Origin of the sequence: Zhongshania sp., from assembly GCF_029212375.1 — a bacterium.
Lineage (GTDB): Bacteria > Pseudomonadota > Gammaproteobacteria > Pseudomonadales > Spongiibacteraceae > Spongiibacter.
In genome coordinates this window covers 1-23,140 of sequence record NZ_JARGNU010000021.1, presented here as the reverse complement: position 1 = coordinate 23,140, position 23,140 = coordinate 1, and the positions used below count along the sequence as shown (strand labels likewise).

Annotated in this window: 22 protein-coding genes and 1 pseudogene; 7 read left to right on the top strand and 16 right to left on the bottom strand. The window is 49.6% G+C overall.

Features of this window, described 5'->3' with window-relative positions; genetic code table 11:
• The 9 genes and pseudogenes from P1U47_RS16370 to P1U47_RS16330 all read right to left on the bottom strand — a co-directional run.
• Positions 1–728 (bottom strand): FAD-binding oxidoreductase (locus P1U47_RS16370; protein WP_301030263.1); only part of this gene is annotated, 728 nt, incomplete at its 3' end.
• Positions 729–757: 29 nt separating this feature from the next.
• Positions 758–2,269: a hypothetical protein gene (locus P1U47_RS16365; protein WP_301030262.1), complete on the bottom strand. Its 1,512-nt coding sequence runs from the start codon at positions 2,267–2,269 to the stop codon at positions 758–760.
• A 24-nt stretch (positions 2,270–2,293) separates the two neighbouring features.
• Complete coding sequence (locus P1U47_RS16360; RefSeq protein ID WP_301030261.1) at positions 2,294–2,584, bottom strand: MmoB/DmpM family protein; 291 nt, start codon at positions 2,582–2,584, stop codon at positions 2,294–2,296.
• Positions 2,581–3,624, bottom strand: a complete 1,044-nt coding sequence (locus P1U47_RS16355; protein WP_301030260.1) for a hypothetical protein — start codon at positions 3,622–3,624, stop codon at positions 2,581–2,583. The genes P1U47_RS16360 and P1U47_RS16355 overlap by 4 nt, the downstream gene beginning before the upstream one ends.
• Before the next feature lie 469 nt (positions 3,625–4,093).
• Entirely contained in the window at positions 4,094–4,672 is a 579-nt protein-coding gene (locus P1U47_RS16350; protein WP_301030259.1) for a hypothetical protein, read from the bottom strand.
• Between the two features lie 202 nt (positions 4,673–4,874).
• Positions 4,875–5,609 carry a hypothetical protein gene (locus P1U47_RS16345; RefSeq protein WP_301030258.1) on the bottom strand — a complete coding sequence of 245 codons (735 nt, stop codon included), beginning with the start codon at positions 5,607–5,609 and terminating at the stop codon, positions 4,875–4,877.
• Between the two features lie 61 nt (positions 5,610–5,670).
• Positions 5,671–7,311, bottom strand: coding sequence for a TonB-dependent receptor (locus P1U47_RS16340; protein ID WP_301030292.1), 1,641 nt, complete (start codon positions 7,309–7,311; stop codon positions 5,671–5,673).
• A gap of 252 nt (positions 7,312–7,563) precedes the next feature.
• Positions 7,564–8,040, bottom strand: a pseudogene (locus tag P1U47_RS16335) (Plug domain-containing protein); the annotation flags it as partial.
• A gap of 94 nt (positions 8,041–8,134) precedes the next feature.
• Entirely contained in the window at positions 8,135–8,869 is a 735-nt protein-coding gene (locus tag P1U47_RS16330; RefSeq protein WP_301030257.1) for a twin-arginine translocation signal domain-containing protein, read from the bottom strand.
• 503 nt (positions 8,870–9,372) lie between these two features.
• Between P1U47_RS16330 and P1U47_RS16325 the strand changes: the two genes are divergently transcribed.
• The gene (locus P1U47_RS16325) at positions 9,373–9,675 is read left to right on the top strand and encodes a hypothetical protein (protein WP_301030256.1); all 303 of its coding nucleotides are present in this window, start codon (positions 9,373–9,375) and stop codon (positions 9,673–9,675) included.
• A gap of 222 nt (positions 9,676–9,897) precedes the next feature.
• Positions 9,898–10,611, top strand: coding sequence for a YebC/PmpR family DNA-binding transcriptional regulator (locus tag P1U47_RS16320; protein WP_301030255.1), 714 nt, complete (start codon positions 9,898–9,900; stop codon positions 10,609–10,611).
• Positions 10,612–10,671: 60 nt separating this feature from the next.
• Here P1U47_RS16320 and recQ read toward each other — a convergent pair whose 3' ends face one another.
• Both recQ and P1U47_RS16310 read right to left on the bottom strand, forming a co-directional pair.
• Positions 10,672–12,804 carry a DNA helicase RecQ gene (gene recQ / locus P1U47_RS16315; protein ID WP_301030254.1) on the bottom strand — a complete coding sequence of 711 codons (2,133 nt, stop codon included), beginning with the start codon at positions 12,802–12,804 and terminating at the stop codon, positions 10,672–10,674.
• Positions 12,805–12,825: 21 nt separating this feature from the next.
• The gene (locus tag P1U47_RS16310) at positions 12,826–13,368 is read right to left on the bottom strand and encodes a DUF2058 domain-containing protein (RefSeq protein WP_301030253.1); all 543 of its coding nucleotides are present in this window, start codon (positions 13,366–13,368) and stop codon (positions 12,826–12,828) included.
• 191 nt (positions 13,369–13,559) lie between these two features.
• Between P1U47_RS16310 and P1U47_RS16305 the strand changes: the two genes are divergently transcribed.
• A complete protein-coding gene (locus P1U47_RS16305; RefSeq protein ID WP_301030252.1) occupies positions 13,560–13,895 on the top strand; it encodes an EthD family reductase in 336 nt (111 codons plus the stop codon).
• Positions 13,896–14,020: 125 nt separating this feature from the next.
• Complete coding sequence (locus tag P1U47_RS16300; protein ID WP_301030251.1) at positions 14,021–14,482, top strand: hypothetical protein; 462 nt, start codon at positions 14,021–14,023, stop codon at positions 14,480–14,482.
• Positions 14,483–14,484: 2 nt separating this feature from the next.
• Here the strand turns inward: P1U47_RS16300 and P1U47_RS16295 are convergent, their stop codons facing one another.
• The 3 genes from P1U47_RS16295 to P1U47_RS16285 are packed head-to-tail and all read right to left on the bottom strand — an operon-like array spanning position 14,485 to position 17,860.
• Positions 14,485–15,855, bottom strand: a complete 1,371-nt coding sequence (locus tag P1U47_RS16295) for a sigma 54-interacting transcriptional regulator (RefSeq protein ID WP_301030250.1) — start codon at positions 15,853–15,855, stop codon at positions 14,485–14,487.
• A gap of 11 nt (positions 15,856–15,866) precedes the next feature.
• On the bottom strand, positions 15,867–16,379 hold the full coding sequence (locus P1U47_RS16290; RefSeq protein ID WP_301030249.1) for a hypothetical protein: 513 nt from the start codon (positions 16,377–16,379) through the stop codon (positions 15,867–15,869).
• Between the two features lie 14 nt (positions 16,380–16,393).
• Positions 16,394–17,860, bottom strand: coding sequence for a HAMP domain-containing sensor histidine kinase (locus tag P1U47_RS16285; RefSeq protein WP_301030248.1), 1,467 nt, complete (start codon positions 17,858–17,860; stop codon positions 16,394–16,396).
• A gap of 325 nt (positions 17,861–18,185) precedes the next feature.
• Here P1U47_RS16285 and P1U47_RS16280 point away from each other — a divergent pair, with 325 nt between their 5' ends.
• Together P1U47_RS16280 and P1U47_RS16275 are read left to right on the top strand one after the other, a co-directional pair.
• Positions 18,186–18,590 (top strand): EF-hand domain-containing protein, encoded by a 405-nt coding sequence (locus P1U47_RS16280; protein ID WP_301030247.1) that lies wholly within the window; start codon positions 18,186–18,188, stop codon positions 18,588–18,590.
• A 73-nt stretch (positions 18,591–18,663) separates the two neighbouring features.
• Positions 18,664–19,239, top strand: coding sequence for an outer membrane beta-barrel protein (locus P1U47_RS16275; RefSeq protein WP_301030246.1), 576 nt, complete (start codon positions 18,664–18,666; stop codon positions 19,237–19,239).
• 186 nt (positions 19,240–19,425) lie between these two features.
• On the opposite strand, the gene P1U47_RS16270 is transcribed toward P1U47_RS16275, so the two are convergent.
• Positions 19,426–20,244: an ion transporter gene (locus tag P1U47_RS16270; RefSeq protein WP_301030245.1), complete on the bottom strand. Its 819-nt coding sequence runs from the start codon at positions 20,242–20,244 to the stop codon at positions 19,426–19,428.
• 5 nt (positions 20,245–20,249) lie between these two features.
• The gene (gene bioA / locus P1U47_RS16265; protein WP_301030244.1) at positions 20,250–21,554 is read right to left on the bottom strand and encodes an adenosylmethionine--8-amino-7-oxononanoate transaminase; all 1,305 of its coding nucleotides are present in this window, start codon (positions 21,552–21,554) and stop codon (positions 20,250–20,252) included.
• Positions 21,555–21,700: 146 nt separating this feature from the next.
• On the opposite strand from bioA, the gene P1U47_RS16260 reads away from it, so the two are divergent.
• On the top strand, positions 21,701–23,065 hold the full coding sequence (locus P1U47_RS16260; RefSeq protein ID WP_301030243.1) for an aspartate ammonia-lyase: 1,365 nt from the start codon (positions 21,701–21,703) through the stop codon (positions 23,063–23,065).
• Positions 23,066–23,140 lie beyond the last annotated feature (75 nt).

Here is a 23,140-nt window from a genome sequence, read left to right as displayed (position 1 = left end):
CCATAATAAAATGAGACCTTGCGCTCAGACTTTTCATTCACCAATTGGCGTAGCATCGACATAACTGGCGCCATACCGGAGCCACCGGCAATCAGAATGATTTCAGCTTGGGTTTCCGATAGCTGGAACTGGCCGTAAGGTCCTCGAAAATTAACAGCCGCGCCTAAACTGGCACTTTTTAGGTATTCACTAAACTTGCCGCCAAGGATCACTTTAACAACAAGTTCGGTATTGCCCTGGGCATTCGGTAAGTTGGCCATGGAGTAGCAGCGCCATAAATCGTCACTACCGGGTACTTGAATCTCCAAGTATTGGCCGGGGTGAAACCCATAATTGTCGCTGCTATTGCTCGCAAGGCGCAGATGCACGGTGTCGTGGGTAACAAAGTCGATGCCTGCAATTTTCGCGTCGAAAACCCGCACCGGAAATTCTGGCGTGAGATCGTCGAGCTTGTAGTCGTCATCTAAACTTATAACGATATCTTCTTCTGGGTAGGCGCAGCACAGTAGTGCAATACCTGCTTCTTGTTCTTCTTCCGAAATAGCGGTGGCGTGGTCGTTGTAGTCAACCTCGCCCTCTGTGATTTGGTGTTTACAGCCTCCGCAACCGCCATGCTTGCAGCCATAGCGAAGGGATAGGCCGGCTTTGAAGGCGGCGTCGAGTATGGTCTCGTCTTCGCCGCATTCAAAATCAACACCAAAGGGTTCTAATGAAATGGTGTAACTCACGAAATAACCTCCGCGCTGCCGGTCGTTAATTAACGGAATGCTGGCGGTTGTGGCCGCTCAACGATGTAGTTAGCTTTGCGCACGTCGTCTAGTGTCCACAGTCGTTTCGGCTCTAGCTCGGGCTGGGCCATTAGGGTTTTACCGTCGGCACGCACAAAGCCCAGTTCCTGAATAATTTCTGATAACTCTTTACCTTCGTAGAGGTCGTAAAAGTTTTTAAAGCCCACATAGTGATGGGGTTCTTCTAGGAATATCTCTTGGCAGCCGTCTGAGCAGAAAATAAAGGTTTGATCTTTGAGCTTAAACGCGCGCTGTTGGCTGATATCTGGGCGCGGAAAAATAGTTGGCCGCTGGCAGACTTGGCAGAAGTTGGGCAGACCACCCATTTCTTTCAAAATAAGTTTACCTTCTTCTGGGTCGGTGCATTTACCGTAGGCTTCCCAGAATCCACCAAAGTGCTTGTAGAAGCCGGGGTATTTTTTCTCAAACCATTCAAAGTCGTCGTCGTTAAGACCGTCATAGCGATGGAAGAACGTTGGCCAAGCGCCAAAAATATAAATGGCCGCAGAGTGCGACATCCAATCCAAATCGGTAATCATTTCATCTAAATGCGGCGGTGGCTTAATGCCGAATTTTTCCAGCTTTTGATAAAATCCGCCGTAGAAATCGTCAAATACCCAGCGCATAGTCATTTCTTTAGCTGACTCAGTGCGCTTTCTTACAAAGTAATCACCAAACAGCATATTCCCTAGGCCAAAGCTGCAGTGTATGCGCCACGACCATTTATCCATCGCTTTCTGAATCATGGGGAGGTTGCGATCGTCTTGAAGTAGCGATGACAAAGTAGACCAGCCGTTGGCCATATGTCGGGCTTCGTCAGACTGAATGGTGAGTAGGGTGGAGGCGAGCATGTCGTCGCCGTGGGCCGAAGCGTGCGACGACAGGCCTACAAAGAATAAATTGGTATAGGCGGTTTCAACAAAAACCTGTAAGCCAATAGCGGTTTCAACAGGGTCGCTGGTAATAAGGTCTTCGACCATTGAGCGAAATATACTGCTGCCAACACTGCTGGCGCCGGCTTTGGCGGCAACGTCAAAACCGACAGGATCTTTCCAAGAACGCATGTGGTGGCGAATGACGTTCATTTCTAAATTGGAATGACGCATCTCGTCGAGCATCTGCATCATATAACCTTGACGCAGTTCAACTGGGGCAACGGTTCTGGCCATTCGGCCCATGGCGCGGGCGGCTGCGTATTCGACGCCAACCAGATTTGAAAGACCGAATTTCATACCTTCGACCCAGCGCGCATCTGGCTCGCCAGTATTTAAGCGGGCAGCGGCCTCCAGAAGAGCGTAGTGACGGTCGTCTTTCTCTAGCTCTTGCTCACAGTATTCCCGCACGAAGGTTTTAAATGGGTCGTTGGGTTTGGTGTTATGAATATGAAACTTGGTGGTTTCTACTGTTTTTTGTTCGGGAGTAATATAGCTCGGTTCCCAGTCAATCGCCTTAACGCGGTCGTAAGCTTCACTTATTTTCATTTGCGTGCTCCTTTATCTATTCGCTTAGCCGTTATCGCGGATTACGACATTGTCGTCGTTCACTTCGATAAAGCCTTTGTAAGTGGTAAGAATGGATAGAAAGTTAGAGACCGAATAGGAGTGGCCCATGACTTCTGTAATTTCTTCCATGTCAAAAATCAATTCTTCTTGCTGGGTTTCAATTGAAACGTAGGAGCCGCTGTCGATTATGTCGACATGCTCGTGGAGCTCTTCCATTAAGTCGCAAATAATGCCGGCTTCTTCACCGCCCATCAGCTTGGCGGAAACAGTGTGGTTTGCTTTGATTGTGCTCATGCGGCGGCCTCTACATTTGTATTGAGGCCAAGTTCGGCCATAAGTAGCTTAAATTCGGCTTTAACTGCGGCCAGCGCATCGTTGCCATCGGTGGCACACAGCGCCAAGGTAGCAAACAGGGGGGTGATATCCTGTGCTGCTTGCTCAACCAGTGGCAGCCATGTGCTAAGCCAGCCATCGATTACGGCGAGATTGTGTTCTGGCGCTTGCTTAAGTAACAGTTCGATAAATGCCTTAGTGCAGTCGGCATTGTTCTTACGACAGGCCTCCGCCGCTTGAGCAATAACCGAAGTAATGACATCACCGTGACGGGGTGCATTTCGTAAAATTAGGTCTCGACAAATCAACGAAGAAACTAGTGGTTCTAATAGGCAGTTGACGACAAACGAAATTTCTCCCCAGTCGCGGCAGGCGAGAAGATATTCGGTAACTCTGCGCAAGCCTTGCCATTCGGGGGCATTCATCCAAACATCTTTGGCGCGCGCATCGCTAAAGCCTTCGATTTGGGATTCTAGCTCCATGCAGTACAAGGTGATGTCCTGCGCGTGACGGTCTTTTTCAACGCTCTGGAAGATTAATGGTTGCGCTACCACGTCTGAACCCGCTTCGCGCTGAGCTTGGCATAGCACCAAAAATAAGCCGTATTCAGCAAAGCGGTAGGCGGCGTAGTGGGTTTGCAAAAACTCAACCCAAGACGGATCGAATGCGGCACAGGTGTTGGCGCGTTTGGCGCCCGCAATGCTTTGTTCAATGGCGCGGCCAATATCGGCTTGGCGTTTCACAAAAGGTCGGAACCACTCTGCGTTAGGGTCGCGAAACTCCCACCAATCTGTAGCCTTTAGTTTAGTGGCATCTTCACGCCATGGTGGCTGGCCGTTTTTGTCTAAATTAAACCATCCTGCCACGGCAAAGTTGCGCGGGTCCCACTGGGTATGAAGGGTGATTTCTTCATACTGTGTTGCTTTACGCTTGGCGGGTTTAATGTATACAAAACCGGATTTTTTTGTTGCGCGTGGTCGCGCGCCTGATTCAGCACCCATGGTGTTCTCCATATGTAAATCATGATCCAAGCCGAAGGCTTAATTGATGTAATCTTATGTTTATTGATAATATTGTCAATATAGAATATAGATATTAACAGTATTGTCAATAGTGGAATTGTGTTTTTGTTATTTGCGCGCTTTTTTTATAAAAATATTACTTTGTGGCGCGCCTATAGATTTTTACCGCGGTAAATATTGCGCGGAATTAAAATGTTGATTTCTCGATATATTGAATGCCATAGCCGAACTTATTAAGTAGCGCTGGGCTTATTGGCGTAGTAAATTTATTGGCATGAGGCGAGTTTGAAATGGCGGCTAATTTTACTTGTCACTAGAAATAGCCTTTCAGAACACCGCGCTATTTTTGTATTATATTCTGAATTATTAATATAATTTGCTTATCTATATACCGTCACAAGCACTGGCTAAATTGCGTTAGCCAGTGCTTGCGACAAGTGGCCGCGCTTTAAAATGGCAGCGGTATATTTCCAACTGGCAGGCCCTGAGTATCTAGTATTGCTAATACCACGGGAGCATATAGCTTAAGTGGGTGGGGGCCTACTACTGGTATTGCGATTGGCAGTGTTTGGCTGCTTGCCAGTTCAGTGAGGCCGGTTACTAGACCGTCTGGGGTAAGGAAGGCGGTTATATCGCCACCAAGTAGCGGAATTGCACTAATACCGCCGCCGCCCAAAATTTCTTGAAGGATATCGAGGCCTAATGCACTTAGGGTTGCTAAGCCGCCGTCGAGAAGTCCATACCCAAAATCAGGGATCTCAACGCCAATGGCGCCCGTTGCACCACCAAGAACCGTGGTGATTTGGCCTAAACCATCTAAACCGCCGGTCAGGCCACCGAGGTCGCCTAATCCGCCACCTAAACTTGATAGGCCGTTGAGGCCACCGCTTGAACCGAGAAGCACGGTTAGATTGTCGATAGGTAGCGCGACGCCGGAAATTTGTGCAGATGCGGCGAATGGCATTGCTGCCATCCCTGTTGCGCAGGCGATTCCGAGCAGCGTACGTTTAATTTTCGTTGCAGTCATATTAAGCCTCATTATTTGAATTGGGAGATTTAGCCAATACACGCCTAATTAAAAGCGTTATTAATAAATGTGTCAATTAACAAACAAAAACTGCGTCACAGTTTGATTAAACTATCTTTAAACAGTACTGCAACGCCTAGAACATGGGAAAGCAAGTTTACTTAACCGCAGATCCACCGTTCTGCGGTTTGTGTATGTTTGGCTACCTCAATGGGAAGCGAATACCAACATTAAACTGAATTTCTTTTAGATTGCCTGGCGCGTTTATGTCCTCTTCAAAGTCGTTTTCGCGCTCGAGAAAGCGGTCGGCGACGTGATATACCACTTCCGCACGGATGCCGAGCGGGGTGTCGGCAACTTCGAATGGAAATACATAGCCAATACCTGCACCATAATTAATAGTGATAAAGTCATCGTCGCTATCTTCAAATGAGTCGACACTTTGCGCCAGTGGGTACTCGACGTAGCGGGTTACACCACTCGCTAATTTAATGTAAAAGTTGTTTTCGAACGGGTATATCAACGTGTTAAACAACAGGCTTTGCTTTTGCACATCTTCGTCTTTTGCGTAGCTGCCACCAAACTCAAAGCCGTACCAGCCTTTGCGTCTAAACCCCGCCAATATTGCAAAGCCTTGGCCCTTATCTAGAACAGGGTCGCGTACTGGATCTGTATTGTTGCCGCCAGCGCCGAGAATTCCGCCCAAGCCGCCACCGCCACCTTGTGTGGTTGTGGTGCCGCGCACGTCGTCGTCACTATTTTGCAAGCTGTACATTACGTCTAGGTAGCTTGTAAAAGACTTACTACCCGTTGTGCCGCTGCTGTTTGCCGGTGCTGCCGAGCTACCACCTTCATCATATTGCGCAAAGGCTGAGCCAGAGGCCAGTAGGAGTAGTGCGGTCGTTGGCGCAATAATGTTCCGTATCAATTTTTTCACAGTGTTCACCTTTTGAACTTGTCGTTTCACTTTGTTTTTTATATTGGTGCGTTGGGATATCTTAGAACTCGTAATCCAAACGTAGACCAAGAGTACGACGTGTACCGAGTGAGGCCATGGCGCCAAAATCCAGTTTGAGCATACCGGCGGTGTAGAACTCATCTTTTAGGTTTTGCCCTGAAAGGGTTATGCGCAGGTTTGAGTCCTCAAGCAGGTAGCTTAAATGCGCGCCCCAAAGATCATATTTGGGTTGCGAGAAACGTGGGTCGTTGGTCGCTGCATAGAAGAAGCCATCGTTGTAATAGTAGCTAATGGTTGCTTCGAGCGGGCCGCCAGGGATCAGCCACGTGTTTGCGATTGAGGCAGAGCCAGTAAACTCGGGCGAGCGGGTAACGTTATTGCCGGTAAAGTCATTGTTTTGCGTGAAAATACCGGTTTGTGGATCATGGCCAGCGCCGTCGACATAATCGGTATAAGTGGCGTCTAGGAAGGTGCCGTTAACCGTACCTATTAAATTACCAAATATACTTGGGAAAATGTCGGCTTTAATGTCGAATTCCCAACCTTGAGATTCAGAGCTACCAGCAGTGTCGAGCGACAGTGCGCCACCGTTGGTGAGCGAGATAGACTGCGTTTGCAGGTTTTGAATTTCGTAGCGGAAGGCCGCTAAATTCAACTGAACGGTATCTTCAAATAAGGTGGTTTTTAGGCCTATTTCGTAGGCTACGGTTTCTTCTGGCTCTACGTAAGCGGGTGCTAAGTAGAACGCAAAGGCGTTGTAAGAGTGGGCTTTTACCGCCTCTTGATACGACATATAGAAGAGTGTTCCGTCATCGAACGGTCTGAAATCTAATGCAATTTTCGGTGTAAAGCCTTTGGTTACATCGCTAAGAGGATGGGGGTCGTCGTTCTCATCTCGAGCTTCTTTCCACACAACTAATGGCAGTTCCGTGCCGTTTAGTAGCCTAACGGATGTTTGAGACTGGGCTACTCCGCGCACTTCGTTCTGGTAGCGGCCGCCAAGCGTTAAGGCCATCCACTCGGTGATGTTGGCGGTTGCTTGCAAGAACACCGACCACGACTCGGTTTCAACCAAGCCAATATTAGATAGGGACCATACCGGGGTTTTTACGCCGCCCAATAGAGGCTCGGTTACTGACGAAAGTAAGTCTGCTAGCGCCTCTGGAAGCTCAACCCCAACCGAGCTTAGGTTGGTGGGGTCTAGGCCGCCAACGGTCAGTTCAACGGGGTCAAAGCCTTGCTCATTTTTAAAGTAGAAAGCGCCACCTGTCAGTGTTAGCCAGTCCGACCATGGCGTGCCTTCGTTAGACAAGAACTGAATTTCGGCCTCGTCAATATCGGCTTCGTGTCTATGTACAATAAAAGACGCGCCTGGGAATGAGGTGCCGTCGTAGTCGTAGTTATATGGATTGCTGTGCGCCTGATGGCTAAGCAGTAACTTCATGTCGAAGCTGTCGAAAAACCAATCTGTTTGGCTAGATATGACGAAGGATTGCAAATGGCCAAAAATAGGTAGATCGGGGTCTACTTTGTAGTTGCGACCATCTTCGCCGTCAATGCCCACCGCTGTGCCAAGCGGCGTAGGGTTAATGTTAGCCGCGAGCGTTGAGGTGCCATCACGTTTTGCACCCTGCAAGGTCAGGCGGGTGTCAACGCGATCAGAAATCTGCCAGCGTAGCATCATACGCGCGCCAAATAATTTATCGGCCGGTATTGGCTTGTCGTTAATGGTGCTGTCGTCGCTAAAAATTTTAGTGTCTTGGGAAAAGGTGGATGCAAAGTTCATTGCGACGTTGTCGGTGAGGGGAACGTTAACAAACATCCCAACGTCGTATATATCACGGTCTTCAGCCTTGCTGCCAGACACCGATATTTCTGTCCAAGTGTCTTCAAAGTCGGGCTTTTTAAGAACAACGTTGATTGCGCCACCAACCGCGTTACGACCGAACAAGGTGCCTTGTGGGCCTTTTAATACTTCTACCCGCTCAACACCTTTCAGGTTTTGCGCTACGGAAGGCGAAAATGGGTAGTAAACGCCGTCAACATAGGTTGCTACGCTAGGGTCAGAGCTCAGTCATGCCTCGGAGCCAATACCGCGCATAAACACGCTGGTAAAGTCGCCGGCTTGGGTGCCCATGTCGAGGCCTGGGGTGATTTTCATTAAATCGGTGGTGTTTTGCACGCCAAATGCAGCGAGCTGACCAGGACTAAAAGCTTGGATTGATATGGGAACGTCATTCGCGTTCTCTTCGCGTTTTTGCGCCGTAACGACAACCTCCTCTAGCGCGCGCGAGTATTTCTGCGGCTTTTCCTTGACGGCTTGCTCTGCTTCCGCGTGAACGGGAAGCGCGAAAGCTAGAGATTGTGCGGCAATAGCGAGCACAATCGGTTTAAAACGAAACCTTGTCATTTGAGAACACCCATTGGTTTAGTTGCGCAGATGCGCAGTTATTGTTTTGTTTGCTAAAAAATGTCGCAGCCAAGACGGCTGCGATAAATTGGCTTTATTTTTTTAACCAAAACTTATTCGGCTCGGGGAATGCGCCAAGCTGAATAGCGACGTCACGAAAATTCCAGTAAGTGAATTCACGGACAATTTTTCTGTTTTTATAGCAGTGAAACGTGATGCCGCGGGTGTGTGTGGTCTTACCCTTAGCGGGTAAACCGAGGAAGTCCATGTTGTGACTGGCTTTCCATACCCAGTTCATTACTGCCCATTCGTCGTAGTCGTGATCTGCGCCAGTACTGGCTGCAGCGCTCCACATTTTCCATTCACTTTCGCTATAGCCCTCGGGAACGCCTTGGCGCAATAGGGCAGTGCGATCGCCGGCTGGGCCGCCGTCGTAACGAATAATGTCGAACTGGTGAACACCTAGCGGTGAATCAGGGCCATTGTTGTCAAAGGGCAGAAATGCGCGGTATAACTCTTCTTTGGTTTCGATGGTTTGAAAGAATGTAATGTCTTCAAATACAAAATCATCGGCGTAGTAGTGAATAATTTCTTTAGCGCCACCATTAAAAAAGGTGTCTATCCAGTCTTCGCCGGTCGACATTCCCATTCGGCCTTTGCTGTCGAAGCCGCCACCATTGCCTTTTGCCGATTTCGGGGCGGTAAATGCCATCGCTGGCGACGCGCCGGCAACCAGCAATGCTGCGCCGGTTTTTTTCAAAAAGGAACGGCGATTGTTTGCGTCGAGTTTATCTAGCTCATCCGCGCAGTTTAGATATCCTAGGTGCATTAAATTGTCCTCACCTTATTCGTTTTATATGGGAGTATTTGCTCGGCTATTGAGTCGCAGCCAAAATAATTCTACCCATATTGATAATATTGTCAACAAAGTTATTGATAATAATATCAGCATTATATTATTGTTTTTGAAATCAGTGGCTTAATAAAATATTCCCTTATTATATTGCTGTTCATTGATGAGCGACGCGAGTTATGAGATTGCGTTTACAGTTAGATTTAGCGCTTTCACTTTTTTCTTATTAGTGCTGGTACAAATTGCTTAAATGCAACCGCTAGTGTTTTTTCTTGGTCTGCGGTTACGGGTTTATCTGCTTGGCGGGTGGTGACCATGTTACTGGCGATGCCTACGCGCTAATTATTATTGATAATTCACTCACTAACGCCTATATTTGAACGAGTACCATTAAAATGCAAGGCCTTAATGCTTAAATATCATCCTGATATGACTTGGTTCTTGTTTTTAAGTATTTAAACGTTAATGCTAGGTTGCTTATGTCTGATCTTTACATCGAAAACGTTGTGGCCAATGCAGACTACGAACTCTATATGCCCTTGCTAGAAGCAATGCAGTTGGATCTTGAAGAAACTCTGGCAGACAAGAGTAATGCCTTGTTTTATGTTGGCCGGTCACTGGTTGTTAACCGTTTTTTAAATACGCTGCGCGACTTAATGGGTGAGGAAGGCAGTCGACTACCTTTATTGAACGAGGACGGGCCTATCGCATCAAAGGCTGTTTTCGAGTTGATTCAGCGTTACCACACCGCCTTTTTAGCCATGAAGCCTGAAGGCTGTTAATTTAACCCCTCGTCTTAGCCTGTTGGTTCTAAGTAAAAATATCCCGAGAGGGGGTGAGCGTGATTGGTGCTGATGGTGCGGCGTAAGTGCTGTCGCGGCAAAAATAATGGGTGTTGCACAGCCGAGAATAACTTTCCCCCCGCTTTTATTAGTCGAAAAGATTCCCTAAGCAAACCCCTATCTGTAAAATCGGCGTCTTTGTTAATAAAGCGGAGCAGCGCAATGGGCAGAGCCTACCAAAACCGCAAAGATTCCATGGCCAAGACCTCAGACGCCAAGGCCAAAGTCTATAGCAAGTACGGTCGCGAGATTTATGTGTGCGCCAAAGCCGGTGGCGTAGATCCCACTGGAAATTTAGCCTTACGGGGCATGATTGAACGCGCCAAAAAAGATCAAGTACCAACCCATGTTATTGAAAAGGCCATCGACAAGGCTAAAGGTGGCGGTGGTGAAGATTTTACCCTGTCGCGCTACGAGGGCTATGGCCCAGGTAACTGCATGGTGATTATCGACTGCCTAACTGATAACGCCAACCGCACTTTTGGCGATGTGCGGCTCTGCTTTACCAAAACCAAGAGCAAAATTGGTACGCAAGGTAGCGTTAGTCATATGTTTGATCACTCGGCGATTTTCGTTTTTGCCGGCGATGACGAAGAAGCGGTGCTTGAAGCCCTAATGGAAGCTGATGTGGATGTCAGCGATATTGAAAATGAAGACGGTAAAATCTCGGTATTTGCGCCAAACACCGATTATTTTAAAGCCAAGCAAGCCTTAATTGAGCTGGGCATTGCCGACTTTGATGTGGATGAAATTCAGTTTTTGCCCCAGAACACCACTACCATCGAAGGTGATGATGTGGCGATGTTCGACAAGTTTATGGACATGCTTAACGATTTAGATGACGTGCAAAACGTGTATCACAACGTAGATTTGTAAGCTGGATTGAGGGCGCAATGCCCTCAATAGTCTTGCTGCTTGTGGTCGCGGTGATTCAATTTAGTTTGGGTGCAGCGAGGCTTTGACACATTTAAGCACGTTGTAATCGTATTCGCCGTCGAGCATCTCGTAAATTGGCTTCATTTTGCCGTCTTCGCTGTGCTCAAAGGCGAACTGGATTTCTTTTAACGCGGTGTCGCTCAAGGTGACGACGTCGCTGAGCTTGAGCTCACCACTGGCAATGCCTTGGCTGAGATGGCCGTAAACGGTGGTGAGTGCGAGTTTGCGCTCGCTGGCAATGGCGTCTGGGTTAGCCCCCTGTTTCAGCAGGGCAATACTAATGGCAGTAGTGTCGTTGATGTCTTCGGCGGGCTGGGCGTTGATATTGGCGAGAATAACCTCAAGAAAGCCTGCGCCGTATTTGTCTAGCTTGCTCTGGCCAACCCCAGAAACACGGCTAAGTTGCTCTAGGGTTTGGGGCTGGCGTTCGCTCATCTCCGCGAGTGTGGCGTCGTGAAAAATCATATACGCCGGAATCTCTTGCTCGCTGGCCAGCGCTTTGCGGTGTTCGCGTAGCGCCTCCCACAATACTGCGTTGCCCGAGCCGGTATAAGCCTTGGCGTTGCGGCGTTCGGTTTTGCTCACTTTCACCATTTTGCGCAGCGTGAGCAGCGTTTCGCCCTTGAGTATGGGGCGGGCGGTGTCGGTGAGCTGGACGCTACCGTGGCCTTCTACGTCTACACGCAGTAGGCCCCGCGCAATGATTTGCCGGTATAGGGTGCGCCACTCGGTGGCGTTAAGCTCGGTGCCAATGCCGTAGGTTGAAATTTTGTCGTGGCCAAATTGGCTGATTCGGTCGTGCTCTTTGCCCATCAGCACATCAACTAAATAGCTCACCCCAAATCGCTGCCCTGTGCGGTAAACACAGGATAGGGCTTTTTGGGCGGCGACAGTGGCGTCCCAAGTTTCTGGTGGCGTTAGGCAGTTGTCGCAGTTACCGCAGGGGTGGTCGAGCACATCGTCAAAATAGCGAAGCAGGGCTTGGCGGCGGCAGGTGGTGAGTTCGCAGAGGCCGAGCATGGCGTCGAGCTTGTGCTGCTCTAATCGTTTGCGGCTTTCTTCGGCGCCGGAGTTGCCCTGCATTTGGCGCAGGGTAATTACATCTTGCAGGCCGTAGGCCATCCACGCATTAGCGGGTTGGCCGTCGCGGCCGGCGCGGCCGGTTTCTTGGTAATAGGCTTCAATGCTTTTGGGTAAATTAAGGTGGGCAACAAAGCGCACATCGGGCTTGTCGATACCCATGCCAAAGGCGATGGTGGCAACAATAATTACGCCGTCTTCACGCAGAAAGCGCTCTTGGTGTTGCTGCCGAACTTCGTTGCTCAAACCCGCGTGATAGGGCAGGGCGGTCATGCCTTTGCTGCTCAACCACAGGGCGATTTCGTCGACTTTCTTGCGGGATAGGCAGTAGACAATACCCGCTTCGCCCTCGTGTTCATTAAGGATAAAACGCAGTAAATTCTCGCGCGCGGTGCCCTGGTTTTCAGTGATGCGGTAGCGAATATTAGGGCGATCAAAGCCGTCGTTAAAAACCCGCGCATTCTGCAGAGACAGGCGCTCGATAATTTCACGCTGGGTTGGGCCATCGGCAGTCGCCGTTAGTGCGACGCGCGGAATGTCGGGAAAGCGCTCGTGGAGTACCGTAAGTTTGATGTACTCGGGGCGAAAGTCATGCCCCCACTGCGACACGCAGTGGGCTTCATCAATGGCAAATAGCGACAGCGGCGCATTGTCTAATAGCTGTAGCATGCGCGGCATCATCAGCCGCTCGGGGGCAATATAGAGCAGTTCCAGCTCGCCATTCATCAGCTGGTTTTCTACCTCGTTAGCCTCCATGCCATTGAGGCTGGAATTTAAAAAGGCAGCCTTTATGCCATTTTGGCGCAGGGCCATCACTTGATCTTGCATGAGCGCGATTAAGGGCGAAATGACAATTGCGGTGCCTTCGCGAACCAGCGCCGGCACCTGAAAACACAGAGACTTACCGCCACCAGTGGGCATTAACACCAGGGCGTCGCCACCGCTAATGATGTGGTCTACGATATCGGCTTGCTGGTTGCGAAATGACTCGTAACCATAGACGCTTTGCAGCACCTGCAAGGCGCTGCTTCTGGTGTTTGTTGGCGTGTTCATATCAGGGTTTAAAATAACAAATTACCACATTAAGTCGTCGGGGATTTGGTAGGCCGCGTAAGGGTCATCTTCTTCTACGGTGTCGGCAGTGCTGGTGGCTTTGTCGTTGTGCACCAGAATGGCCGACTCGTCGCGCTGCTTAATCTTTTCGGCCACGGCGGCGGGCACTAGCTCATAGCCTTCTTTAAGCTTAACCAGAGCAATGACGCCCTTAACCAATTGGGTTTGGAGTAGGCTGTCGACAAAGATTTTTTTGATTTTTTTGCCATCGGTAAATTGGTAGGCAATATCGCCCCGACTGCGGTCAATGCGGTTGAGGGTGATGAGCTGAATGATCTGGGCGTGAACCGCCTTTTTGTCGGCTTCGGCTTGGCGAAGACGGTTCATCTCGCGGTCGCGGGCCGATTTTTCGGCCAGAGCGCGTTTGGCGGCTTCCTTCGTTTCGTCAACAATAACCGTGCCCTTGGGCTGCTTGGCTTGTTTACGCTTTTCCTGCTTGATCTTTTTGGCCTTCTTCTCATCGACCATGCCAGCTTTAAGAAGCTGCTCTTGTAATGACGCCATACCTAGCCTCCGGTGCTTGTTTAGGGGTTACGCTATTCTAAGGGATTAGCGAGGTCAGAGCTTGGTAAAATTCAGCCAATAATACTTGCCGTTGTCGCCAGATACCTGCTAAAAATGTTGTGCAACATCAATAGCTCGACTCAAAATGCTAATAGCCTTAGCAATGGCGAGCGATATACAAGGAGTTCGACGTGATTAAAGTCAGTGTGATGTATCCCTACGCCCCAGGCGCTCGATTTGACCACGCCTATTACCGGGACGAGCACTTTCCAATGGTAAAAGAGCTGATGGGCGATTATTGCCTGTCTTACACCATAGATCGGGGCATTGTTGGCGAAGAGGCGGGCGCTCCGCCGCTGTATATTGCCATGGGCCATTTATACTGCGTGTCTATTGACGAGTTTCAGGCTGGCTTTTCACCCCATGTGGCTAAAATCATGGCTGATCTCCCCAATTACACCGACCAAATACCCCGTATTCAAATCAGCGAAGTGGTGCCGCATTTCGAGGCCATGGCAGTGGTTTAAGCTAAGCGCTTGCTGGTCTTTATGCCGCTGCCGACGCCATTTAGCGGCTAAGCCATTGCCTGTATTGCCACGAGTGGTAGTATGCGGGCGGGGTATATAGAGATTTGCAATAAGAGCACCATGTTATGCGCGTACCGGCTTTAATCCTCTCGCTTTGCCAGGCGAAAGCAGAAAAAATTATTCAAGGTCCACCCACCAAGGTTATTGGCGTCGATTATCTGCGGCGCTGGCATATTGTGCCCAGAAACCGCCTATTTAATGTTTACCTGCACCATGTCACCGGCAACGATCCCGATGTTAATTTGCACGACCATCCGTGGCTATTCAATTACTCGATGGTGCTGCGCGGCGAGATCGAAGAGGAAATGCCGGCTAGTACACGCACCTTGAGCACTGGCTCGCTCACCGCAAGATTAGGTCGCGCGCCTCATCGCCTATTATTGAAAACTCCCGACAGCCTAACCCTGTTTATAACAGGGCCAAAAATTCGGAAATGGGGTTTTTACACCCCGCAGGGCTGGGTGAGCAGCAAAGGCTATTTGCGAGCCGATGGCGATGGTCGCAGCGCAAACAAAGAATATATGTAGCCTTATTCCCCGCTGAGCTTTTTCGCGTTGCGCAATAAGTCGGGGTTCAGCTGGTGCTTTTTAATGAGCTTATGAAAGTCTGAGCGATTTCTACCAGCTTGCCGCGCGGCATCGGTAACATTGCCCTGGGTCTGTAATAGTATTTGTTCTAAATATTCGCGCTCAAACAGTTTGCGGGCGTCAGCGAGGGGCGGCATTTCCTTGCTCGGAATACTGGATTTCGGGAGGGCGGCAATGGTTTGCGCCTCGCCAATAATTGCCGCTGGTGTTAGCGCGGCGAGCTGTTCAACGATATTGCTCAACTGGCGTATATTGCCTGGCCAATCGTAGGCCATTAGCGCGCACAGCGCCGCCGGCGAGAATTTTTTGGCGCTATAGCTATTACGCGCCGCAATTTGGTCTAGAAAATGTTTAGCCAATAGCTGTATGTCAGCACGTCGTTCGCGTAGCGCAGGCAAACACAGTGAAGCAACATTTAGGCGGTAATATAAATCTTCGCGGAACCGGCCTTCGCTAATCGCTTCTTCCAGATTTTGGTGGGTTGCCGACAGCACCCGAACGTCAATATTAATATCTTGGTGGCTGCCCACCGGTCGTATTTTTTGTTCCTGCAATACGCGCAGTAATTTCACTTGCAAGGGCGCCGGCATATCGCCAATTTCGTCTAAAAATACTGTGCCGCCGTCGGCGCTGGCAAACAAACCTTTGTTGTCGCGGCTGGCGCCGGTGAAGGCGCCTTTTATATGGCCGAATAATTCAGACTCCAACAACTCGGCGGGAATCGCGCTGCAATTAATGGCGATAAAGGGCTGGTCGGCGCGGCTGCTCGCCGCTTGTAAGGCGCTGGCCAATAGCTCTTTGCCAGTGCCGCTTTCGCCGCGAATCATAATATTGATATCGCTTTGCGCGAGGAGCTTGGTCTGCTCCAGCAGTTGCTGCATTTTCGCGCTACAGGTAATAATGTTGTTTTCTATACCCGTGCTCAATGCGGTGTTGGCACTTAAATTTAGGGCTTGCTGAATACTGCTCAGCAGTTCGTCCTTATCAACTGGCTTAGTAAGAAAGCTGAATACGCCTTTTTGAGTGGCGTTCACCGCCTCTTTTATAGAACCGTGGGCGGTGAGCACAATAACCGGCAGGCCTGGGTATTGCTGCTGAATTTTTTCAAAAAGCTCAATGCCGTCCATGCCGTCCATGCGCAAATCAGATATAACAATATTGGCGCATTCCAATTGCAGTTTTGCGAGCGCACTGTCACCGCTGTCGGCGCAAATCACCTCAAAATTCATCGCCGCCAAGCGCATCGACAGCAATTGCAAAACACCTGGATCGTCGTCTACCAATAAGATTTTTATGCGGCTTTGAGTATTCATTGTTGACCTCGTTACTGCGGAGTTTCACTACTATTAATTTGGGTTTCAATGTTGCTGATTCCGTCAATGGTGTCGCGCAGTTTTATGCGCAAGGTGTCACGCTCTCGCTGGGTGTGAAGCAAATTGCGATTGGCAACATCAATAAGTGCAAGCAAGGCGCGTTCGGCTTCGCTCAGCTGCTGCTGATCAAGGGCTTTAATAAGATCTTGGCTTTGTTGGGCGTATTTATCTGGCGCGCAGCTCGTAAGCATTAGGCGCTGAAACAAACTGCTATTGTTGCTTTGTGCGCGCAACACCTCATCAACTTGTAAGCGTTCCGGTTCTGGTAACAAACACCAAGCCTGGCGTTTTGCGAGTAGGCCAATAGCGGGCTCGGGGCCAACTTGTGTTACGCCCGCGGTCTGAGTAGCCGCCATAGGTGATAGTGCCGGCGCGCTTCTTAGCGCTAAATTTTCATCCTTGGCGCCAGTAAGTGCGCATGCGCTTAGCAGCGAAATAAGCAGTAGTAATACGGTCTTCTTCATAGTGTGCGCCATCATTATTTTGGAAAGCAGAGCGTAAATTCTGCGCCTTTATGTTTGCTAGATTTTAACGTTAGAGTGGCTTTGGCCTGCTCCGCGCAGGCCTTAACAATCGCAAGCCCAATACCGCTGCCTTTTAAAGCGCCGCGGCGTTTATTTTTTCCCTGATAAAATGGCCTGAACACGGCTTCTTGTTCATCTAGCTCTATGCCTGGGCCGTCGTCGCTCACTTGCAGCCACCAATGACTACTGGCGTCGTCACTAATTAGAGGGTGCCCATCGTCGTCAATAGTGCAATGCCCCCAATTCACCGTGACGGTGCCTCCCGCACGGCAAAAGTGAATAGCGTTTGACAATAAATTGCTCAGAATCATTTCAATCAACTGGGTGTTGCCGGTGAAACGTCCCGCGTTATTGCAGCAGGTTATTTGCGCAGAGGAGTCGGGTAAAAAGCTGCGATACCGTGCAATGAGCTTATTGCTCATGGCGTTCAAATCGACCTGTTCTTGGTGGGCGGCTATACCCTGCGACACGGTATTGAAATTGAGTAATTGTTGAATTAGCTCCTGTAAATTTTCGGCTTGGCTGCGCAATATTTTTAGCACCGCCATTTGTTGTTGATTGATTTTGCCGGGAATCTGTTCGGCCAGTAAGGCTTGGGCATCCATTATGGCAGCCAGCGGGCTTTTTAGTTCGTGGGTGATGTGTTGGGTGAACTGCGCCTTTTGCTGCTCAGCACTAATTAGCTGTAAACGCATCCACTCAAGGCGATGGCCAAGTTCAATTAAATCTGATGGCCCGTCTATTTCAATGCTTTGGTCCCAGCTGCGCTGGCCAAGGTGGTGAATGGCAAGGGATAAGCGGCGAATTGACCTTGTAACAATTACGGAGCTAGCGCCGAGGAGCAGCAAACTGGCAGGCAGCGCCAATAATCCGGTTATGAGCACCCGCCACAAAACATTATTTAATTCCTGCTCTGCTTTGCGCAAGTTGCTTTGAATAGCCTTGGTTAACTGCTGGTATAGCGCATTACTGCTTTCCTTTAAGTTTGTATACAGCGGCTCTAAGCGCTGCTTTTGCGTGGCATCGGTACTGCGCAACACGGTATTAATGTCGGCGCTAATCGCGTCGATTCGCTTTATGGTGTCGGAATTTTTAAGGGTTGGTAATTGAAGGGTGATCTCGCCGAGACTTGAATTAAGCTGAAACTGCTTAATTTTCAGTATTTCTAATAGGCTGGCGTCTTGCAGTAATTGGTATTGCCTAGCCGAGCGCTCAATTTCTTTGCTGAGTTCTTGCACCGCGACACTGAGCTGAGATATTTGGGCTTGTTCCATAACCAACTGTTGCTGAGCGCGCGCTTGGGAACTCATCTCCCACGCGGCGTAAGCCACTGCAATCACCAGCGGCAGCATAGACAGTAAGGTTGTGCTTATCCACTGCTGGGTAAGGCTTAGTTTTCTGCTGTTAAATATAATTTTCACCACGTTTGTTGCCGATTATTTTCGGTGTTGCAAAAAAAAGACTATCTAAGTAACTGAAATAATTAATTAAAATATTTAATTTTGCGAGTGTGTTGCCAAAAGCCCACAGTTTGACCGCCCTATGAGCGACTAAGTTCTGTACTATATTTTAACTTGTTGTATTTAAAGGAAAAATAATTATGGCACAGCGGTTGCAATACTCTACTCGACACCGCGTTAAAAGGCTTTCAACGAGGAAAGCAATTATCGCTGTCATTGGTGAATTTGATAAATCAGAAATTATTCCAATTATATTTTTGAATTGGCAATAATTAAGGAGAAAACCATGAAAAAGATAGCAGCAGTTTTTGCAGGTTTGGCATTAAGTTCATTTTGTTTAGCAGAGCCAATGTCTGGCGCTATTCAAGGCAGCGGCGCAGCGTCTGGTGGTGTGAACACCGACATTCAGCAGCAGGGCACTCAGCAAGGTAGTGGTAGTTTAGGTCTTCAAGGTCAAGACACTATGCAAGATCAGGGAGCGATGCAGGGCTCTGATGATGCCAGTAATGCCATTTTTACCGCGCTTGACCAAAATGGCGACGGCGCACTAGATGAGAAAGAGGCGCAGTCTGAACAGTCGCTTCGTCAATACTTTAGCGCAATAGACAGCGACGCCAATGGCGCGGTGAGCCGCGATGAGTATTTGGGCCGCCAGCAAGCAATTCAAGAGCGTGAAGAAGAGGCTGAGTAAGCCGACGTTGGCGGGCCGGTGGCCCGCCTATAGAAATACGCGAAATTTTTTGTAGTTCATAGAGGAAGACATTATGCGAGCAATCTATTCACATAGTTTGGCCTTACTTGCCGCTGTTGTTGGCACCACAAGCTTAGCATCAACAGCATTTGCAAACCCAACTGCTGGGCCACACGCTTATGTAGGTGCCAATTACGGTGGTTACAAGGATCGTGGTGGCGACTTCGATGAAGATGATGATTTTAAAGAAGCCCTAATCGGCGCCCAGGTAAACCAATTTTTAGGTTTTGAAGCGAGTTATATTGATTTTGGTTCATTTGGCGGTGATGTAGGTAAAGCCGATGTTGACGGCTATGGTCTAGCGGTAGTCGGTAGGTTGCCACTAACCGAGCAGCTTGGCATTTATGCAAAAGCGGGCCAATTATTTTGGGATGCAGACGTCCGTGTTGCTGGCCTAAAACAAAGCTATGATGGCGATGAACCTTTTGTTGGTATAGGTGCCGATATAAAGGTAAGTGAGCATTTTGTTGTGGCGCTCGAATACGACTGCTACAAAATTGATCTGGATGATTCCAGCTTTCCTGCGCCTGCCTCGAACTGGGAAGGCGATATGGATACCGTGAAGCTTGGCGCCAGATTTATGTTTTAAGGAGCAAGCCAGGCTTATTAGCTAATTGGTTTAATAAGCCTGATTTTCTTTGCCCAAAACCTATGTGCTGGGCATACAATATTACTACAGAGTAATGCTTTTCCTCAGCCGGTCGCGATCGTCCCCCCTCCTTGTCGCGGCTGGCTTTTTTTATGCCTTCTTCTTGCCCTTCAATTTTTAATTCGCTTATTGTGGTGGCGGTAGCTTTTCGCCGCAGTGACGGCAGTAATGGGATTCTTTTTCGTGGCCAAATTTCTTACAGCTATCGCATTGGCGGTTGGTGATCATTCGCTGACTCTCTTGAATTAATTCTGCGCTGAGAATACCCGTGGGAATCGCGATAATAGCGTAGCTGGTAATCATGGCCATGGCGGCTACAAGCTGGCCGAGCGGGGTATGAGGTGCAATGTCGCCGTAGCCAACGGTGGTCACGGTTACAATTGCCCAGTACATACTGCGGGGCAGGCTGGTAAAGCCATTCTCTGGCCCCTCAATTAAGTACATCAACGCGCCGAAGACCACAATCATGGTCAGCACCGACATAAGAAATACTGAAATTTTACGTCGCGAAGATATCAGTGAACGCACCAGCACATTCGCTTCACTCACATAGTGGAAAAGCTTAAAAATTCGAAATACCCTCAGCACTCTAAAAATGCGAATTACCAATAGGTGTTGGGCGCCGGGAATGAATAAAGAGAGATAGGTGGGTAGGGTGGCCAACAGATCAATTAAGCCGTAAAAGCTGAATATATAGGCGCGGCGATTGGGCGAACAATAAATGCGCGCTGCGTATTCTAAGGTGAATAGCACGGTAAACAGAACTTCAATGGCAAACAAAAAGTCGCCATAGCGCCGATGGATAGGCATTACCGAGTCGGCAAATAAGGCCGCCACGCTACTGAGAATAATAACAATGAGAAAAATATCGAAGTTGCGGCCGGGGCCGGGTTCGGTGCCAAAAATAATTTCATGGAGCTGGGCTTTAAAATTGGCGTTGCTCATGGCAATTATTCCTCTTCGGCCAAGGCGGCGACCATCTGCTGACACAGCAGGGCCAGATCAGCGTCGCTAATAATGTAAGGAGGCATGGTGTAAACCAACGTGCCAAAGGGCCGAATCCAAATGCCCTTGGCAATAAAGCGCGCCTGCAGGCTGGCCATATTTACCGGCGCCTTCATTTCGATAACGCCAATACCGCCAAGGCAGCGCACGGCGGCAACACTGTTTAGGTTTGCGGCGGCGGCTAGGCCAGCGTTAAGACCTGCCTCAATTCGTTGAATATTACTCTGCCAGTCACTGGCCAACAGTAAGTCAATGCTGGCATTGGCAATGCTGCAGGCCAGCGGGTTGCCCATAAAGGTGGGGCCGTGCATAAACACGCCAGCTTCGCCCTCGCATATGCCCTGCGCAATTTTCTCGCTGCACAGGGTTGCCGCTAATGACAAATAACCGCCAGTTAAGGCCTTGCCCACACACATAATGTCGGGGCTTATGCCCGCGTGCTCGCAGGCAAACAACTTGCCGCTGCGGCCAAAGCCGGTGGCAATTTCGTCGTGAATTAACAATACGTCGAACTCGTCGCAAAGCGCGCGCAATTGTTTTAAATAGTCGCCACCATAAAACCGCATACCGCCGGCGCCTTGCACCACAGGTTCCAGAATAACCGCGGCCAATTCATGATGGTGGTTTTGTAACAGGGTTTTAATACTGGCCATATCGGCGTCAGTGGCCTGTTCGCCAAAGGCGGTTTGCGGGGCCTCGGCAAATAAGTGCTCGGGTAAAACCTTATTAAACAAATGGTGCATGCCCGTAACGGGGTCGCAGGTGGCCATCGCGCCAAAGGTGTCGCCGTGGTAGCCATTGCGCAGTGCCAGCAAGCGGGTTTTAGTGGGTTGGCCAACGGAATACCAGTATTGCAAGGCCATTTTTATGGCGACTTCTACCGCCACCGAACCGGAGTCGGAGATAAATACCCGCGTGAGCGAGGCGGGGGTAATGTCTACCAAACGTTTGCCAAGGCTGGCTGCAGCGGGGTGGGTCAGGCCGCCAAACATCACATGCGACATATCATCGAGCTGGGCTTTGGCTGCCGTATTTAGCACTGGGTGATTATAGCCGTGTATTGCCGACCACCACGACGACATGCCATCAATAAGCTCGCGGCCATCGGCAAGGGTCAGTCTGACGCCCTTAGCGGAGACCACCGGAATCATGGCGGGCGGATTTAGCACCGAGGAATAAGGGTGCCAAATATGGTCTTTGTCCCATTTTAGCCACTGTTCTGTGCTAGCGTGTTGGTAGTCGGTGGGCATATTGATCTCCGTGTTAATGCCGCTATATTTTAGGGCTTATGGGGACATAACACGAATTATCATTGCCACAGTGTAACGCCAAGGTGATAACAGCTTTAGTTATTCCGGTTTTAAACAGCTTATGTACTCGCTAGGGAGGATCTACCATGACCACGTTTCGGCTAGAGCGCGACAGTATGGGCGAAGTAAAAGTGCCAGGTACTGCTAAATACGGAGCGCAGACCCAGCGCGCCCTCGACAATTTTGCCATCAGTGACTTGACCCTACCCAAGCAGTTCATTCACGCAGTGGTGCGTATTAAGCGCTGCGCAGCCATGGTAAACCACGAAGAAGAGCTGCTCGCCGAGGACGTATTTCAGGCGATTATCACAGCAACAGATCAGGTTTTAGCGGGGGAGTTTGCCGACCAATTTCCCGTAGATGTGTTTCAAACCGGCTCCGGCACCAGCACCAATATGAACGTGAATGAGGTGTTGGCGAATCTGGCTAGCGAGAGCAGCGGCCTTGCGGTAAGCCCCAACGACCATATTAATATGAGTCAAAGCAGCAACGATGTGATTCCCTCGGCGATTCATCTCAGTGCCGCGCTGGCCCTGCACAATCAATTACTTCCGGCCCTAGAACACTTAGAAGCAACACTAAAACACAAGGCTGGCGAGTTTGGCGGTGTTATTAAAACCGGCCGCACCCACCTTATGGACGCCATGCCGATTAAGCTATCGCAAGAAATTTTGGCCTGGGCAGCGCAGTGCCACAAGGCGCGTAAGCGCCTGCTAGATACGCAAAAGCAACTCTGCCACTTAGCCCAAGGCGGCACAGCAGTGGGCACCGGCGTAAATTCACCCGATTTATTTGCCGAGAAATTTTGCGCCGCGATCAGTATTGATACAGGTCTGAGCTTTAAACCCAATGATTCCCTATTTGAGGCGCTATCTAGCCAAGACACCGCCGTTGCCGCCTCTGGTCAGCTAAAGGCCTTGGCGGTGGCGCTAATGAAAATCAGCAATGATCTGCGCTGGATGAACAGCGGCCCACTCGCGGGGCTGGGCGAAATTCGCCTGCCAGCACTACAACCGGGCAGCAGTATTATGCCCGGCAAGGTAAATCCCGTCATTCCCGAGGCCGTGGCCATGGCTGCCGCCCAAGTGATTGGCAATGACGCCTGCATCACTGTGGCTGGGCAGTCTGGTAATTTTCAGCTGAATGTTATGCTGCCGGTCATTGCCTATAACCTGCTGCAAAGCATCGACCTACTGAGCAATGCCTGCCTTGCACTGGCCGACAAAGCCATTGCCGATTTCACCATAGACGAGGCGGTAATGGCCGATAGCCTCGCCCGCAACCCAATCCTCGTCACTGCACTTAACCCCGTTATTGGCTACTTGGCGGCCGCAGAAATAGCCAAAAAAGCCTACGCCGAGCAACGGCCAGTATTGGACGTGGCAGTGGAAATGACCGATTTAAGCCGCGAAGAATTGGCGATGTTGCTAGACCCAGAAAAGTTGGTTTAATTCTAAAGGCCGTAGGTTTCTTTGCTTAAACATTAAAAATTCATGCTGTTGGTTGTTGTTAACGCATCTATGGAC

Coding starts and splice junctions, on each gene's coding strand:
- P1U47_RS16365 (WP_301030262.1), bottom strand. CDS start 2,269: ATGAAAATAAGTGAAGCTTACGACCGCGTTAAGGCGATTGACTGGGAA.
- P1U47_RS16360 (WP_301030261.1), bottom strand. CDS start 2,584: ATGAGCACAATCAAAGCAAACCACACTGTTTCCGCCAAGCTGATGGGC.
- P1U47_RS16355 (WP_301030260.1), bottom strand. CDS start 3,624: ATGGGTGCTGAATCAGGCGCGCGACCACGCGCAACAAAAAAATCCGGT.
- P1U47_RS16350 (WP_301030259.1), bottom strand. CDS start 4,672: ATGACTGCAACGAAAATTAAACGTACGCTGCTCGGAATCGCCTGCGCA.
- P1U47_RS16340 (WP_301030292.1), bottom strand. CDS start 7,311: ATGCTACGCTGGCAGATTTCTGATCGCGTTGACACCCGCCTGACCTTG.
- P1U47_RS16330 (WP_301030257.1), bottom strand. CDS start 8,869: ATGCACCTAGGATATCTAAACTGCGCGGATGAGCTAGATAAACTCGAC.
- P1U47_RS16325 (WP_301030256.1), top strand. CDS start 9,373: ATGTCTGATCTTTACATCGAAAACGTTGTGGCCAATGCAGACTACGAA.
- P1U47_RS16320 (WP_301030255.1), top strand. CDS start 9,898: ATGGGCAGAGCCTACCAAAACCGCAAAGATTCCATGGCCAAGACCTCA.
- recQ (WP_301030254.1), bottom strand. CDS start 12,804: ATGAACACGCCAACAAACACCAGAAGCAGCGCCTTGCAGGTGCTGCAA.
- P1U47_RS16310 (WP_301030253.1), bottom strand. CDS start 13,368: ATGGCGTCATTACAAGAGCAGCTTCTTAAAGCTGGCATGGTCGATGAG.
- P1U47_RS16300 (WP_301030251.1), top strand. CDS start 14,021: ATGCGCGTACCGGCTTTAATCCTCTCGCTTTGCCAGGCGAAAGCAGAA.
- P1U47_RS16295 (WP_301030250.1), bottom strand. CDS start 15,855: ATGAATACTCAAAGCCGCATAAAAATCTTATTGGTAGACGACGATCCA.
- P1U47_RS16290 (WP_301030249.1), bottom strand. CDS start 16,379: ATGAAGAAGACCGTATTACTACTGCTTATTTCGCTGCTAAGCGCATGC.
- P1U47_RS16280 (WP_301030247.1), top strand. CDS start 18,186: ATGAAAAAGATAGCAGCAGTTTTTGCAGGTTTGGCATTAAGTTCATTT.
- P1U47_RS16275 (WP_301030246.1), top strand. CDS start 18,664: ATGCGAGCAATCTATTCACATAGTTTGGCCTTACTTGCCGCTGTTGTT.
- P1U47_RS16270 (WP_301030245.1), bottom strand. CDS start 20,244: ATGAGCAACGCCAATTTTAAAGCCCAGCTCCATGAAATTATTTTTGGC.
- bioA (WP_301030244.1), bottom strand. CDS start 21,554: ATGCCCACCGACTACCAACACGCTAGCACAGAACAGTGGCTAAAATGG.
- P1U47_RS16260 (WP_301030243.1), top strand. CDS start 21,701: ATGACCACGTTTCGGCTAGAGCGCGACAGTATGGGCGAAGTAAAAGTG.